Annotated in this window: 13 protein-coding genes; 7 read left to right on the top strand and 6 right to left on the bottom strand. The window is 63.0% G+C overall.

Annotation, left to right across the window (positions count from 1 at the left end):
- Positions 1-94 precede the first annotated feature (94 nt).
- Both pcaK and pcaR read right to left on the bottom strand, forming a co-directional pair.
- Complete coding sequence (gene pcaK / locus AC07R1_RS15670; RefSeq protein WP_011059658.1) at positions 95-1,441, bottom strand: 4-hydroxybenzoate transporter PcaK; 1,347 nt, start codon at positions 1,439-1,441, stop codon at positions 95-97.
- Positions 1,442-1,728: 287 nt separating this feature from the next.
- Entirely contained in the window at positions 1,729-2,571 is an 843-nt protein-coding gene (gene pcaR, locus AC07R1_RS15665; RefSeq protein WP_011059657.1) for a pca regulon transcriptional regulator PcaR, read from the bottom strand.
- 686 nt (positions 2,572-3,257) lie between these two features.
- On the opposite strand from pcaR, the gene AC07R1_RS15660 reads away from it, so the two are divergent.
- Together AC07R1_RS15660 and AC07R1_RS15655 are read left to right on the top strand one after the other, a co-directional pair.
- Positions 3,258-3,458, top strand: coding sequence for a hypothetical protein (locus AC07R1_RS15660; RefSeq protein ID WP_011059656.1), 201 nt, complete (start codon positions 3,258-3,260; stop codon positions 3,456-3,458).
- Between the two features lie 377 nt (positions 3,459-3,835).
- A complete protein-coding gene (locus tag AC07R1_RS15655; protein WP_011059655.1) occupies positions 3,836-5,311 on the top strand; it encodes an inorganic phosphate transporter in 1,476 nt (491 codons plus the stop codon).
- 134 nt (positions 5,312-5,445) lie between these two features.
- Here AC07R1_RS15655 and ccoM read toward each other — a convergent pair whose 3' ends face one another.
- Positions 5,446-5,562, bottom strand: coding sequence for a cytochrome c oxidase subunit CcoM (gene ccoM, locus AC07R1_RS15650; protein ID WP_015634423.1), 117 nt, complete (start codon positions 5,560-5,562; stop codon positions 5,446-5,448).
- 144 nt (positions 5,563-5,706) lie between these two features.
- Positions 5,707-5,868 (bottom strand): hypothetical protein, encoded by a 162-nt coding sequence (locus AC07R1_RS15645; RefSeq protein ID WP_015634422.1) that lies wholly within the window; start codon positions 5,866-5,868, stop codon positions 5,707-5,709.
- A gap of 199 nt (positions 5,869-6,067) precedes the next feature.
- Between AC07R1_RS15645 and gcvA the strand changes: the two genes are divergently transcribed.
- The 3 genes from gcvA (at position 6,068) to AC07R1_RS15630 (ending at position 8,698) form a co-directional block, all read left to right on the top strand.
- Positions 6,068-6,937, top strand: a complete 870-nt coding sequence (gene gcvA, locus AC07R1_RS15640) for a transcriptional regulator GcvA (protein WP_232643099.1) — start codon at positions 6,068-6,070, stop codon at positions 6,935-6,937.
- Between the two features lie 88 nt (positions 6,938-7,025).
- Entirely contained in the window at positions 7,026-7,496 is a 471-nt protein-coding gene (locus AC07R1_RS15635; protein ID WP_015634420.1) for a RidA family protein, read from the top strand.
- Positions 7,496-8,698: an aminotransferase class V-fold PLP-dependent enzyme gene (locus AC07R1_RS15630; protein ID WP_495110806.1), complete on the top strand. Its 1,203-nt coding sequence runs from the start codon at positions 7,496-7,498 to the stop codon at positions 8,696-8,698. Before AC07R1_RS15635 ends, AC07R1_RS15630 begins: the two co-directional genes overlap by 1 nt.
- On the opposite strand, the gene AC07R1_RS15625 is transcribed toward AC07R1_RS15630, so the two are convergent.
- Entirely contained in the window at positions 8,695-9,036 is a 342-nt protein-coding gene (locus AC07R1_RS15625; RefSeq protein ID WP_011059650.1) for a hypothetical protein, read from the bottom strand. The two genes, AC07R1_RS15630 and AC07R1_RS15625, sit on opposite strands and share 4 nt — an antisense overlap.
- Before the next feature lie 218 nt (positions 9,037-9,254).
- On the opposite strand from AC07R1_RS15625, the gene rapA reads away from it, so the two are divergent.
- Positions 9,255-12,104, top strand: coding sequence for an RNA polymerase-associated protein RapA (rapA, locus tag AC07R1_RS15620; RefSeq protein WP_011059649.1), 2,850 nt, complete (start codon positions 9,255-9,257; stop codon positions 12,102-12,104).
- An 84-nt stretch (positions 12,105-12,188) separates the two neighbouring features.
- Here rapA and AC07R1_RS15615 read toward each other — a convergent pair whose 3' ends face one another.
- Positions 12,189-13,571, bottom strand: a complete 1,383-nt coding sequence (locus AC07R1_RS15615) for a spinster family MFS transporter (protein WP_011059648.1) — start codon at positions 13,569-13,571, stop codon at positions 12,189-12,191.
- Positions 13,572-13,899: 328 nt separating this feature from the next.
- Here AC07R1_RS15615 and AC07R1_RS15610 point away from each other — a divergent pair, with 328 nt between their 5' ends.
- A complete protein-coding gene (locus tag AC07R1_RS15610; protein ID WP_015634416.1) occupies positions 13,900-14,268 on the top strand; it encodes a YkgJ family cysteine cluster protein in 369 nt (122 codons plus the stop codon).
- The last annotated feature ends 32 nt before the right edge of the window (positions 14,269-14,300 follow it).

The following is a 14,300-nucleotide window of genomic DNA, read 5'->3' as shown; positions in this document are numbered from 1 at the left end:
GATAACGTTCGAAGAACCCTCTGCGCCCTTCAGGAGCAGCGGGCCCTTCGAGCCCGGTCGCAGCCTGCGGCAGCGGCTACAGGGTAGTCCGCGCTCAGGTCGCGTCTGCGTGACTGACCATGCCCTTGATCACCACCGCGGTGGTGGCCAGGGCCGCCGGAATCACCAGGGCGGTCAGCACTTGTTCGAAGTTCCAGCCCAGGCCCAGCAGGGTCGCTCCCATCCACGCACCGAGAATGGCGCCGAAACGGCCGATGCCAAGCATCCAGGAGACCCCGGTGGCACGCCCCTGGGTCGGGTAGAAGCGCGCGGCCAACGACGGCATTGCCGATTGCGCACCGTTGACGCACATGCCGGCGATCAGCACCAGGGTGGCCAACAGGGTGATGTTGCCCAGGCTCTGCCCGACGGCGTAGGCAAAGACCCCAGCCAGCAGGTAGAAACAGCCGATCACCTTGTGCGGGTTGAAACGGTCCATGGCCCAGCCCACGGCCACCGCGCTAAGGACGCCGCCAAACTGGAACAGGGCGCCGATAAAGGCCGCCTGTTCCATGCTCGCCCCGCTGTCGCGCATCAGGGTCGGCAGCCAGCTGGTGAGCAGGTAGACAATCACCAACCCCATGAAATAGGTCAGCCACAGCAACAGGGTGCCGACGCTATAGGTGCCGGAGAAGATCACCGCGAACACGTTGCGCGCCTTCACGGTCTTCTGTTCCGGCACGCTGAAGCTGCCAGCCTCGCCGACTATGGCCGGGGCAATCGGCGCCAGGGTCTTGCGCACCTTGTCGGTGCCGCGATTGCGCACCACCAGGTAACGCGCGGACTCCGGCAGCCAGAGCACCAGCACCAGGGCCAGGATCAGCGGCAGGACCCCGCCGATCAGCAGCAGGCTGTGCCAGCCGAAGGCCGGGATCAGCTTGGCGGAAATGAAACCGCCGCCGGCCATGCCCAGGTTGAAACCGCAGAACATGCTGGTCACCAGCAACGACTTGTGGCGTTCGGGGGTGTATTCCGAAAGCAGCGTGGTGGCGTTGGGCATGCCCGCCCCCAGGCCCAGGCCGGTAAGGAAACGCAGGACCAGCAACTGGTCGACGTTGGTGCTGTAGGCCGAAGCCAGGCTGAAGGCACCAAACAGCAGCACCGCCCCCACCAGCACCACCTTGCGGCCGAAACGGTCGGCCAGGGGGCCGGAGCCCAGGGCGCCGAAGACCATGCCGATCAATGCAGCGCTCATGACCGGGCCGAGGCTGGCGCGGTCGATGCCCCAGTCCTGGGACAGCGCCGGGGCGATGAAGCCCATGGCCGCGGTGTCCAGGCCATCGAGGAAGACAATCAGGAAACACAGGATCACCACGCGCCACTGGTAACGGGACAGCGGCTGGGCATTGATGAAGGACTGCACATCAAGGCAGTTCCCTACAGCGGATTGGGGTTGGTTCATTGTTGTTATTTCCACGCTAAAACGCAGGCGAGCACAGGCCGCCAGGGCTGATCAGGTCACTAAAGGGGTGGCGATATCAGGCGATGCGAGCGGGACGGCAGGAACGGTCGCGGCAACGACGCAGGGAAAGCGTGCTCATGAGTGTTGGCCTCTTCTTTATTATTGGGCGGGCCACCAGCGGCGGGCGAAGATGCCAGCTTGCCGCCGATGACGCTGCCGCGACATTAATGAGCCAGGGGAAACAGCGTCAATTCGCCAAAGGCGTATCTGTGCGTTTATCGAACAGCTTAAGCAAACAACTGCGCGCTCAGATCGCGGCTGGCGCTCAGCAAACCGGGGAGAAAGCGCTGCTCCAGCTCGGCACGGCTGACCCGCCCGGCGTGGGTACTGACGTTCAGCGCCGCCAGCACCTGGCCGGAAGCGTCATACACCGGTACCGCAATGGAGCGCAGGCCCTGCTCCAGTTCCTGATCAACGATGCACCAGCCCTGCTGGCGCACTTGCTGCAGGCACTCCAGCAAGGCTTCCGGGGTGTGCAGGGTGCGGCTGGTCTTGGCTTGCAGATCCGCATGGTCGAGGTATTCATGCAGCGACGAATCGTCCAGGGCCGCGAGTAGGATGCGCCCCATGGAGGTGCAATAGGCTGGCAAGCGGCCGCCGACAGACAGGTCGACCGAGATCAGCCGCTGGGTCGTGGCGGAACGGGCGATGTAGAGAATGTCGTCGCCTTCCAGGGTGGCCATGTTGCACGCCTCGTGCAGTTGCTCGCTCATGCGGTCCAGGTAGGGCTGGGCGGAGACCGCCAGAGGCGTCGACGAAAGATAGGCGTGGCCCAGGGTCAGCACCTTGGGCAGCAACGAATAGGTACGCCCGTCGGTGGTGGCGTAACCCAGCTTGATCAGGGTGTGCAGGCAACGGCGCACCGCAGCCCGGGGGATTTCCGTGCGATGGCTGATCTGGGCGATGGTCAAGTGCCGCTTGCGCTCCTGGAACGCCTGCACCACCGCCAGGCCCCGGGCCAGAGAGGTCATGAAATCCGGGTCACCGGTCAACGCCTGAATCCTCTTTGCCGCAGACGCCACGATCGGCGGGGCCACTGAGGTAAAGGAGTTACGCATCTGATCGTTCATTTCAGGCTCTCTGCGACGAAATTCTTCGGTATTACAAGCCGTATTGGCGAAGAAGCACAAGCTGGGGCCGGCAACATTGGGCGATTATCGAACCATCGGCCGATAATCGCAATCCGCCAAGCCTGGCATCCGCGGCAGTGAGCCCGTGGGTTTATTGCAAAAAACCATAGTAATAATCACCAGTGGAATGCCCGGTTATCCCGAGTCTTTTGCAACCGACCACTTGCATCAAGATGCAGACTCCCCATATAGACTTGTACCAGCGGAGTAAGAATCTGGCTTTCCTCGTGTAGGAAATGATTAGAACTGTTGTGTCACAAAACGCTCACAATAAAGTTGGTCATTTTAAACTTGCCACCCATAGAGTTATTCTTCGCCGAAGCTATACTGCCGGAGTGAGGAATGTGGAGTCAGTTGCCCCATGCTCCTCTCTCGGGTGACTTGAGACGGTAATCGGTCACCTGCCGCAAGCGCTTGACCCCTAACCAGATTCGGCCAGCCCGCTTGCAACCAACAACACTGTTGCTACGACAGTTGTTTTCATCCGGTGACGTGGCCGCATGCAATTAACGGCACGCTTGAGAGACTCGAAGTCAAGGCCAGACTGGCACTGACTTCAGCTCCGCGTAGATGCCCGCAAGCAATGCGTCGCACCGGACTGGACCTTCACTCAATTAGGTAACACTGTGACGAAAGATGAACTGCGCGCGGAACTTGAGCGCCAGGAGCAACGTTACAAGGAAGTTTACGGCGGCGAGATCACCCGTTATGCCGCCCAGCCGGAACCTGAACGCAAACCTTGGCGCAAACGCGCCAGTATTCTCGATCAGGCCTTCACCCAAGAACTGCAAAAGATGGAAAAAGAGCTCAAGGCCGAACAGCCGTAATGCTGGCAGCCTGACTCATTCAGGGCTTGCTCTACTTGCCCGCCCGATCATCCCGGCGGCCAGGCAGACCATTGATGCTCGTTACCCCGGGCCCATGGCCATCTCGCCCATCCACAGCGAGAGAGGCTACCGGGCAAGCCCTTTGGTTGAAATTTCATACACGCGTTTTAACCCTCTGATTTCCGCGCCCAGGCCATCGGATTGACCGCTCGTGCCCAATAAACTCAATGGCTTGCCGTGTTTGAGGGGTATGTGCGAAAACTCTGCTCCCGGTCAGTTTTTTCGTTGAAGAATGTTACCGGCGAGCACCTTGTGCATTGATTAGCGGGGTTTTCTGGCATAATCGCGCCCCCTTATGACCGGGTCAGAAAACCTTCATGATCGATTTATTCAGCGGACTGGATGCTTGGGTGCTTGTGAGCCTCTTGCTCGCCCTGGCTTTTGTCCTCGCCTACGAGTTCATCAACGGCTTTCATGACACCGCAAATGCGGTTGCCACTGTTATCTACACCAAGGCCATGCCGCCGCACCTGGCCGTGTTCTTCTCCGGTGTGTTCAATTTCCTCGGTGTGCTGCTGGGCGGGGTTGGCGTGGCCTATGCCATCGTCCACCTGCTGCCGGTCGAGCTGCTGATCAACGTCAACACCGGCCACGGCCTGGCCATGGTCTTCTCGTTGCTCGCCGCGGCCATTACCTGGAACCTGGGCACCTGGTATTTCGGCATTCCGGCCTCCAGTTCCCATACCCTGATCGGCTCCATCCTCGGTGTCGGCCTGGCCAATGCCCTGCTCAGCGACATCCCCCTGGGGGATGGCGTGAACTGGCAGAAGGCAATCGACATCGGCGCTTCCCTGGTGTTCTCGCCGATGGCGGGCTTCATTATTGCAGCGCTGGTACTGATCGGCCTGAAATGGTGGCGGCCGATCTCGAAGATGCACAAGACTCCGGAACAGCGCCGCAAGGTCGATGACAAGAAGCACCCGCCGTTCTGGAACCGCCTGGTACTGGTGATCTCGGCCATGGCCGTGAGCTTCGTGCACGGCTCCAACGACGGCCAGAAAGGCATCGGCCTGATCATGCTGGTACTGATCGGTATCGTGCCTGCCCAGTTCGTGATGGACCTCAACAGCACCACCTACCAGATCGAGCGCACCCGCGACGCCACCCTGCACCTGAGCCAGTTCTACGAGCGCAATCACGAGTCCCTGGGTGAGTTCCTGGCCCTGGGCAAAAGCGTGAAAGACGACCTGCCGGGCAAGTTCCGCTGCAATCCGCAGCAAACCGAACCGACCATCGCCGCGCTCCTGAGCAGCCTCAAGGGCGTTTCCGACTACCATTCGTTGTCGCCGGAAAGCCGCATCGAAGTGCGTCGCTACCTGCTTTGCCTGGATGACACCGCGAAAAAGGTCGGCAAGCTGCCAGGCATCTCAGCCCGTGAAAAGGCCGACCTGGACAAGCTGCGCAAAGACCTGACCGCCACCACCGAATACGCACCGTTCTGGGTCATCCTGGCTGTCGCCCTGGCTCTGGGCCTGGGCACCATGATCGGCTGGAAGCGCGTAGTGCAGACCATTGGCGAGAAGATCGGCAAGCAGGGCATGACCTACGCCCAGGGCATGTCGGCACAGATCACCGCCGCCGGCCTGATCGGCCTGGCGAACATCTTCAGCCTGCCGGTTTCCACCACCCACGTACTTTCCTCCGGCGTGGCCGGGACCATGGTCGCCAACAAGAGCGGCCTGCAGAGCGGAACGGTACGGACCATCCTCCTGGCCTGGGTCCTGACCCTGCCGGCGACCGTGGCCCTGTCCGCCGGCCTGTTCTGGGCAGCCTCCAAGATCCTGGGTACCTGATACCCCAGCCGGCAACAAAAAAGGTGCGTCCCTGGGGACGCACCTTTTTTTATGCCTTGAGCTTTCTTGCAGGCAAAAAAAAGGGCAACCGAAGTTGCCCAAAATGCCTTGCGTGCTCGTTGCCCTGGAAAGACTTAAGGCTTCTTGCGCTTATTCGCGTCTTTCCAGATAAAGAATCCAAACCCTGCGAAAAACAGAACCATGAGGCCGACAGTCAGCACTCCGGCGATCACCACATTGTCGAAAAACATGACTGGCCTCCTGCTCTTGCCCTGTTGCGATGGGGCTAAGTTAACCAAACGGGAGGCGGGGGAAATTGACCGGGGTCAATGTCGCCCATGACTGGGCGCGAGGAAGGGGGAATAAGTGACTTGCATCAACAGAAAGCGCCCTGATCAGCGCTTTTTCGGTTTGTTTTTCGGTTTTTTCTTGGCCTTGCCCAAGGGCATGGCGTGTTCGAATGCCTGGCGTACTTCGTTCAGGCGCTTTTCATTGAGATCATGCACACGCTTGGCACGCTCGGCGTTCAGGTCGATCAGCTTGTCGTCTTGATTCATGGCTTGGCTTGCATCACTCGTGGTCAATATCGGCCGCACGCCTTGAAGCAGCGGGCGGCCCTGGCGAATGTGCCAATAATGCGACGTGGCGCCGCACCTGACCAGTGATCAGACCAAGGCGACTGCAATAAAGTCGCTGCCGGGAAGACTTTTTATCCGCACAATGGCCGCCCCTCCCCACAGGAAACCGCATGTGGAAATGCCCAAGCACCTGCCCCCGCTGCTGGCCCTGCGCGCCTTCGAGGCCGTGGCCCGGCACCTGAGTTTCAGCAAGGCGGCCCAGGAACTGTGCGTCAGCCAGAGCGCGGTCAGCCATCAAGTGCACAAACTCGAACAGCACCTGGGCCAGCCGCTGTTTGTACGACGCACCCGGGCCATCGACCTGACCACCGCCGGCGCCAGCTATTACCAACAGATCCAGCCGGCCCTGGAGCAGATCGCCGAAGCCACCCGGACGCTGTTGGCAGCAGAGCCATCGCAGGTTCTGCGTATCGGCCTGCTGGCCTCCTTCGCCACCTTGTGGCTGGCGCCGCGCCTGGCGGACTTCAGCCGCCGCCACCCTCAGATCCAGCTGGAGCTGCAACCAGCCATCAACCTCGCAGATGTGGCCGGTGCCGAGGTCGACCTGGCCATTCGTTATGGCAAGGGCCACTGGCCCAACGTCCAGGCCACGCGCTTTCTCGCCGAGCAACTGTCACCGGTGTGCAGCCCCGAATTCAAGGCCGGGGCCCTGGCCAACGGCACCTTGCTGATGGCCCGCTCCCACCGGCCCTTTGAATGGGACGACTGGAGCAGGCAGAACGCCGTCGACCTCAGCCCTCACCCCAGCGTCATGCTCCACGACTACAACATCGTGGTGGAAGCGGCGGTGGCCGGCCAGGGCATCGCCATGGGCCGCCGCCAGTTGATCCGGCGCCATCTTGCCCAGGGCAGCCTGGTGGATGCCTTCGACCTGCCGGCTCTGCACAACGATCAGATCGGCTACTGGCTGGTGACCGCCGAAGGTCCGGCGAATCCGGCGGTGCAGTGCTTCGCCCAATGGCTGCTGGAGCAAGGGAGCGACCCATGAAAAATTCAGATACGTCGGATTAGATCTATCCGTTTGTCGCCCCCAGCCTGAACACCGATGCTGCAAGCCTTCCATTCGAGGACTTGCCATGCGCGACTCTCTGCAGCAACGAGTGCAACAACTGGGTCTGGAACTGCCGATCCCCGGCCAGCCGATCGCCAACTACGTCAACCATACCCAGAGCCAGAACCTGCTGTTCATCTCCGGGCAAACACCGCAAGCAGAGCAGCATCCCCATCTGCTGGGCCGGCTCGGTGACAACCTCAGCATCGAGCAAGGTGCCCAGGCCGCGGAACTGGCGGCCCTGGCCCTGCTGGCGCAACTCTCGGCGGCCCTGGGTGACGACTTGTCGCGGCTGCAACGCATCAGCCGGCTGGGGGTGTTCATTGCCGCCAGCGCCGACTTCAAGGGCCATGGCCAGGTCGCCAATGGCGCCTCCAACCTGCTGGTCAATGCCCTGGGCGAGAAAGGCCGGCATGCCCGCACTTCGGTGGGCGTCGCCAGCCTGCCTGCCGGCGTCGCCGTGGAGGTCGACGGGATTTTCGAGCTCAAGCCGTGATGCCCCTGAGCCCGGACCACATCGCCCGGCTACGGGCGGCCACACCGGGTTGCACCCGGGTCTGTCACTTCAACCATGCCGGGGGGTCCCTGCCCAGCCAGGGCACCCTGGACGCCATGTCCGGGCAACTGCAGCGGGAGGCCCACAGCGGGCCGATGGAAGCGGCCGGCGCCGGCGCCCAGTTGCAGGAGCAGGCGCGACAGACCGCCGCCCGAGTGCTCGACACCTGCCCGCAAGCCATCGCCTTTACCAGCAGTGGTTCGGCGGCCTGGGGCATGGCCTTCAGCGCCCTGCCCGCCTGGCAGCCGGGCGACCGGATCCTGGTGGGGCGCCAGGAATGGGCCGGCAACCTGGCCTGCATGGCCCCGGCCGTGGCCGCCGGCGCGCAGCTGGAAGTCATTCCCTGTGACAGCCACGGTGCGGTTTCAGTCCCGGCGCTGGAGTCCATGCTCGACTCCCGGGTGCGCCTCATCGCCTTGACCTGGCTACCGGCCAATGGCGGGCTGATCAACCCGGCCGCAGCCATCGGCCAACTGGCGCGCCAATGGCACATCCCCTACTTCATCGATGCCGGCCAGGCTCTGGGCCAGGTGCCCTGCGACGTGCAGGCGCTCAACTGCGATGTGCTCAAGGGCGCGGGGCGCAAGTACCTGCGCGGCCCGCGAGGCACGGCCCTGCTCTATATAAGGCCCGGCTTCCTCGAGCAGTTGAATCCGCTGCCGCGGGATGTGCTGTCGGCGCCCTGGGACGGCCAGGGCTTCGCTCTGCGCAACGATGCCCGGCGCTTTGAAACCAGTGAAGTGTCGATGGTACTGCTGGCTGGCCTGGCCAATGCCCTGCAGGAGTTCGAAAGCATCGGCGTGGCCGCCATTGCGCAAAGGATCAATGCCTTGAGCGAGCCGCTGCGCAAGAAGCTGCAGCGCTTGCCCGGCCTGCAACTCCAGGACCTGGGCAGCCCGGGGCAGCAATCGGGCCTGATCGCCTTCACTCTCGAAGGTTGGGACGGGCTGGCACTCAAGGAGGAACTGGCGCGGCGCGGCATCAATATCGGCGCCAATGGCGTCAACTACACACCACTGGACATGCAGGCCCGAGGCCTGGGCAACATTGCCCGGATCGCCTTGAGTTACTTCAATACACAAGAGGAAATCGAGCGCCTGTTGCAGGCCCTCGGGGAACTGGCGAGGAACAAGCGCTCCTAGACCTCGACATCCACCCACAGGCCCTGGCGCGGAGCATCTTCGATCAACGGCACCACCGGCACGGTGTTGTCGGCGTTCAGTTCATCGCCGGGCACTGCCAGGTGCTCTTCGGGGTCGTCCTCGGCCTCACGCTCACGGCGCTGCTTCTGTTGCTGGCGCCGCTGTTCCTCGCGCAGCAGCAGGGCGGACTCCTCGGGGTCGCGCTTTTGCAGGTCGATGGTGCTTTCGTTGGAGCTTTCCTGCACCGGTACCACAGGCGGGATGTCCGGTCGCTGGCGGATCGGATCCTGCTGGGCGGTGATCGGCACGGCACTCAAGGGGAGCATCGGTGGCAGCATATTATTGGTCTCCTGTCGGCAGGCTGTCGGCTGCGGCATGGGCGACTTGAGCCATCGGTCGCAAAACTGTGACCCAGTCGTCAGCCGATAGTGCCCCGCCACCCGACGAATGCACGCCGTACGCTACCTTTTAATCCAGGGGATTGATCAGAGTTCTTTGGACTGGAAGCGTCGTTCCGTTAAGATAGTCGGCTTTTTCAAAGCGGGAGTCAGGCAGCATGGCGCAGCAGTATCAACCGGGGCAACGCTGGATTAGTGACAGCGAAGCCGAGCTGGGTTTAGGCACCGTTCTGGCACAGGACGGTCGCTTGCTGACCGTGCTCTATCCGGCCACTGGCGACACCCGCCAGTATGCGCTACGGAATGCGCCCCTCACTCGCGTGAGGTTCTCTCCGGGTGACAGCATCACCCACTTCGAAGGCTGGAAAATGACCGTACAGGAAGTCGATGATGTCGACGGCCTGCTGGTCTACCACGGCCTCAACGGGCAGAACGAAGCCGTCACCCTGCCGGAAACCCAACTCTCGAACTTCATCCAGTTCCGTCTGGCCAGCGACCGTCTGTTCGCCGGGCAGATCGACCCGCTGGCCTGGTTCTCCCTGCGCTACCACACCCTGGAACACACTAGCCGCCAGCTGCAGTCCTCGCTCTGGGGCCTGGGTGGCGTGCGCGCCCAACCCATCGCCCACCAGTTGCACATTGCCCGTGAAGTCGCCGACCGCATCGCGCCGCGGGTCCTGCTGGCGGACGAAGTGGGCCTGGGCAAGACCATCGAGGCCGGCCTGGTGATCCATCGCCAACTGCTTTCGGGTCGCGCCAGCCGGGTGCTGATCCTGGTACCGGAAAACCTCCAGCACCAGTGGCTGGTAGAGATGCGCCGGCGCTTCAACCTGCAAGTGGCACTGTTCGATGAAGAACGCTTTATCGAAAGCGATGCCAGCAACCCGTTCGAAGACACCCAGCTGGCCCTGGTGGCCCTGGAGTGGCTGGTGGACGACGAGAAGGCCCAGGACGCGCTGTTCGCCGCCGGCTGGGACCTGATGGTGGTGGACGAAGCCCACCACCTGGTGTGGCACGAAGACCAGGTCAGCCCGGAATACGCCCTGGTGGAACAGCTGGCAGAGACCATTCCCGGCGTGCTGCTGTTGACCGCAACCCCGGAACAACTGGGCCAGGACAGCCACTTCGCCCGCCTGCGCCTGCTGGACCCGAACCGTTTCCACGACCTCGCGGCCTTCCGCGCCGAGAGCGAGAACTACCGCCCGGTGGCCGAAGCCGTGCAGGAACTGATGGATAAAGGCCGCCTGTCTCCCGAGGCGCACAAGACCATCCACGGTTTCCTCGGCAACGAAGGCGAAGCCCTGCTGGCCGCGGTCAACGACGGCGACAGCGAAGCCAGCGCACGCCTGGTGCGTGAACTGCTGGACCGCCACGGCACCGGCCGCGTGCTGTTTCGCAACACCCGCGCCGCGGTGCAGGGTTTCCCCGAGCGCAAGCTGCACGCCTACCCGCTGCCATGCCCGGACGAATACCTGGAACTGCCCCTGGGCGAACACGCCGAGCTGTACCCGGAAGTCAGCTTCCAGGCCCAGCCCGACGTCAGCGATGACGAACAACGCTGGTGGAAGTTCGACCCGCGGGTCGAGTGGCTGATCGACCAGCTGAAAATGCTCAAGCGCACCAAGGTGCTGGTGATCTGCGCCCACGCGGAAACCGCCATGGACCTGGAGGACGCCCTGCGCGTGCGCTCCGGCATCCCGGCCACGGTATTCCACGAGGGCATGAACATCCTCGAACGTGACCGTGCCGCCGCCTACTTCGCCGATGAAGAATTCGGCGCCCAGGTGCTGATCTGCTCGGAAATCGGCAGTGAAGGCCGCAACTTCCAGTTCGCCCACCACCTGGTGCTGTTCGACCTGCCGTCGCACCCGGACCTTCTGGAGCAGCGTATCGGCCGTCTCGACCGGATCGGCCAGAAGCACGTGATCGAACTGCACGTGCCTTACCTGGAAACCAGCCCGCAAGAGCGCCTGTTCCAGTGGTACCACGAAGCCCTGAACGCCTTCCTCAACACCTGCCCGACCGGCAACGCCCTGCAGCACCAGTTCGGCCCACGCCTGCTGCCGCTGCTGGAAAATGCCGATGACGGCGAGTGGCAGGCACTGATCGATGCCGCCCGCGGCGAACGCGAGCGCCTGGAAGCCGAGCTGCACACCGGTCGCGACCGCCTGCTGGAGTTGAACTCCGGTGGTGCCGGCGAAGGCGACGCCCTGGTGGAAGCGATCCTCGAACAGGACGACCAGTTCGCCCTGCCGATCTACATGGAAACCCTGTTCGACGCTTTCGGCATCGACAGCGAGGACCATTCGGAAAACGCCCTGATCCTCAAGCCCAGCGAGAAGATGCTCGACGCCAGCTTCCCCTTGGGCGACGACGAAGGCGTGACCATCACCTACGACCGCAACCAGGCGCTGTCTCGCGAGGACATGCAGTTCATCACCTGGGAACACCCCATGGTGCAGGGCGGCATGGACCTGGTGCTGTCCGGCTCCATGGGCAACACCGCCGTGGCACTGATCAAGAACAAGGCGCTCAAACCCGGCACCGTGCTGTTGGAGCTGCTGTACGTCAGTGAAGTGGTCGCCCCGCGCTCACTGCAACTGGGCCGCTACCTGCCGCCGGCTGCCCTGCGCTGCCTGCTGGACGCCAATGGCAACGACCTGTCGGCGCGGGTCGCATTCGAGACCCTGAACGACCAGCTGGAAAGCGTGCCCAAGGCCAGCGCCAACAAGTTCATCCAGGCCCAGCGCGATCAATTGGCGCCGAAGATCAACGCCGGCGAAGCCAAGGTCGCACCGCGTCACGCCGAACGCGTGGCCGAGGCGCAACGCCGCCTGGCAGCCGACACCGACGAAGAACTGGCGCGCCTGACCGCGTTGCAGGCGGTCAACCCGACTGTCCGTGACAGCGAGCTGGTGGCCCTGCGTCAACAGCGCGAACAGGGCCTGGCCATGCTGGAAAAAGCCGCCCTGCGCCTGGAAGCGATCCGGGTGCTGGTGGCGGGCTGATAGCCCGGTTGTCAGCACTGAACAAAAGGCCCGCACTGTGCGGGCCTTTTTTTTGCCTGTCGCCTGCCAATGCAGCAACGCGCCCTAGCGGCTCACTGCACCATCGTTGATCGCCGGCAGGCTCACCTCTGCTGGGGCATCAGCGGCATCCCCACAGGCCAGACCCTCTTTCATCCGCTGGGCGTCACGGACAAAACAGCGCGCTGCCTGGAACAGAAACAGCAGGGTCAGGAACAGGGCCACGGGAATCAGGTACATCGCGTCGTGCAGACCGATGGCCTTGAACTCCTCGGTCATCAGCTCTGCGCCTGCCGCATACATTGCCGAATGGGCGAAGTGGTCGGAGAGCGCCCCCACCACCACCGGCCCCAGGCCGCCCCCCAACAGGTACAGGCCGGCGAAGAACAGGGCCATGGCGGTGGCGCGCAAGCGCGGTTCGACCACATCCTGCAGGGCGGTATAGACGCAGGTATAGAAGTTGTAGGCAAACAGCCAGCCGACACTGAATACCGCGACGAACACCCCGACCTCCACCCGCCCGGCATGCAGTGCCCACCCGGTAGCGAGGGTCGAGATGATCAGGCTGCAGGCCGCGAACAACAAACGACCATTGGCTACCCGCTGATGAATCTTGTCGGCGATCCAGCCGCCCAGGGTCAGGCCCACCAGGCCGGTCACCCCGACGATCAGCCCGGTGGCCATGGCGGCTTCCTGCAAGGGCATGAGGAAGTAGCGCTGCAGCATCGGCACCAGGAACGAGTTGCAGGCATAGGTGGCGAAGTTGAAAGTCAGCCCGGCCAGAGTCAGCCAGAGAAAGGTCGGTATCGCCAGCACCCGGCGAATGGGCCGGTCAATCCGCACCTGGGCCACTTTCACCGTTTCCGCCGCGCCGCGCTTGGGTTCCTTGATGAAGAACATGAACACCGCCAGCACCAGCCCTGGTACCGCCGCAATGAAGAACGGCGCCCGCCAGCTGTCGAAGGCCTTGACCATGGCACCGATGGTGAAGAACGCCAGCACCAGCCCCAGAGGCAGGCCGAGCATGAAGATGCCCATGGCCCGGGCCCGGCGGTGAGCGGGGAACAGGTCGCCGATCAGCGAGTTGGCGGCCGGGGCGTAGCTGGCCTCGCCAATCCCCACACCCATGCGCACCAGCAAAAAGCTCCAGAAGCTGCCGACCATGCCGTTGACCGCGGTGAGCCCGCTCCACACCGCCAGCCCCCAGCCCATCAGCTTGCTGCGCGAGCCGGTGTCGGCCAGGCGCCCCAGGGGCAAGCCGGCAATGGCATAGACGATGGTGAAGGCGGTGCCGATGATCCCCAGCTGGAAGTCGCTCAGGTGCCATTCCATGCGGATCGGCTCGATGATGATGGCGGGGATGGTGCGATCGAAGAAGTTGAACAGGTTTGCCAAAAACAACAGGAACAGAATGCGCCAGGCATTTGCCGCTTGAGTCGAATTATCCATGGATCGATCTCTTTTATTGTTATTGGGCCAGACGCGAGCGGGCCTGGAAGCTGCAATCTAGTCAGCCGCACCCACGCTGTCTGTAATCATTCGCCAGCCTGATACCAAGGCATCGCAGGCAGGCGCGGGGATGGCACTTGCGGCTCCCCGGAACAAGCCGCCCGAACTTCGCCACAGCCCCCGCTACCCGGGCCTTTCCCAGTCTTTTCAAGGGCTTGGCCAAGGCCGAAAAAATACCTTGCGCCCCCCCTTCCCAAGGCCGATGCGAAGCCTAGAATAGCCGCCTTGCCAGCCCCCCTTATCAACCCCTCCCCCATCGAATACGCCAATGTCCGAAGCCAGTCCGTGTCTGAATTGCGGTGCCTGCTGTTCATACTTTCGTGTGTCTTTTTTCTGGGGCGAATGCGCCTCATCCGGCGGGACTGTCCCCGACGAGCTGGTGCAAAGTATCAGCCCCAGCCGGGTAGCAATGCTCGGAACCGACTGCAAATCCCCGCGCTGCATCGCCCTTGAAGGCGAGGTCGGCCAGGGTGTGAGCTGTTCGATCTATGACCAGCGCTCCAGCCCGTGCCGCGAGTTCGAGGCTTCCTGGACCGACGGCCAGCCCAACAGCGACTGCGACGCCGCCCGCGCCGCCTTCGGCCTGGCCCCCCTGGAACCGGCGGACACCGAGCCCTGGTACGAGGAAAGCGCTTAGCACCTTTGGCGATAGGGCCCATAAGCAAATCA

This window comes from Pseudomonas sp. GW821-FHT07F01, from assembly GCF_059418825.1.
This window is presented reverse-complemented; position numbering and strand designations above follow the sequence as displayed.

Coding starts and splice junctions, on each gene's coding strand:
- AC07R1_RS15655 (WP_011059655.1), top strand. CDS start 3,836: ATGATCGATTTATTCAGCGGACTGGATGCTTGGGTGCTTGTGAGCCTC.
- gcvA (WP_232643099.1), top strand. CDS start 6,068: ATGCCCAAGCACCTGCCCCCGCTGCTGGCCCTGCGCGCCTTCGAGGCC.
- ccoM (WP_015634423.1), bottom strand. CDS start 5,562: ATGTTTTTCGACAATGTGGTGATCGCCGGAGTGCTGACTGTCGGCCTC.
- AC07R1_RS15610 (WP_015634416.1), top strand. CDS start 13,900: ATGTCCGAAGCCAGTCCGTGTCTGAATTGCGGTGCCTGCTGTTCATAC.
- AC07R1_RS15625 (WP_011059650.1), bottom strand. CDS start 9,036: ATGCTGCCACCGATGCTCCCCTTGAGTGCCGTGCCGATCACCGCCCAG.
- AC07R1_RS15630 (WP_495110806.1), top strand. CDS start 7,496: ATGCCCCTGAGCCCGGACCACATCGCCCGGCTACGGGCGGCCACACCG.
- AC07R1_RS15645 (WP_015634422.1), bottom strand. CDS start 5,868: ATGAATCAAGACGACAAGCTGATCGACCTGAACGCCGAGCGTGCCAAG.
- pcaK (WP_011059658.1), bottom strand. CDS start 1,441: ATGAACCAACCCCAATCCGCTGTAGGGAACTGCCTTGATGTGCAGTCC.
- rapA (WP_011059649.1), top strand. CDS start 9,255: ATGGCGCAGCAGTATCAACCGGGGCAACGCTGGATTAGTGACAGCGAA.
- pcaR (WP_011059657.1), bottom strand. CDS start 2,571: ATGAACGATCAGATGCGTAACTCCTTTACCTCAGTGGCCCCGCCGATC.
- AC07R1_RS15635 (WP_015634420.1), top strand. CDS start 7,026: ATGCGCGACTCTCTGCAGCAACGAGTGCAACAACTGGGTCTGGAACTG.
- AC07R1_RS15615 (WP_011059648.1), bottom strand. CDS start 13,571: ATGGATAATTCGACTCAAGCGGCAAATGCCTGGCGCATTCTGTTCCTG.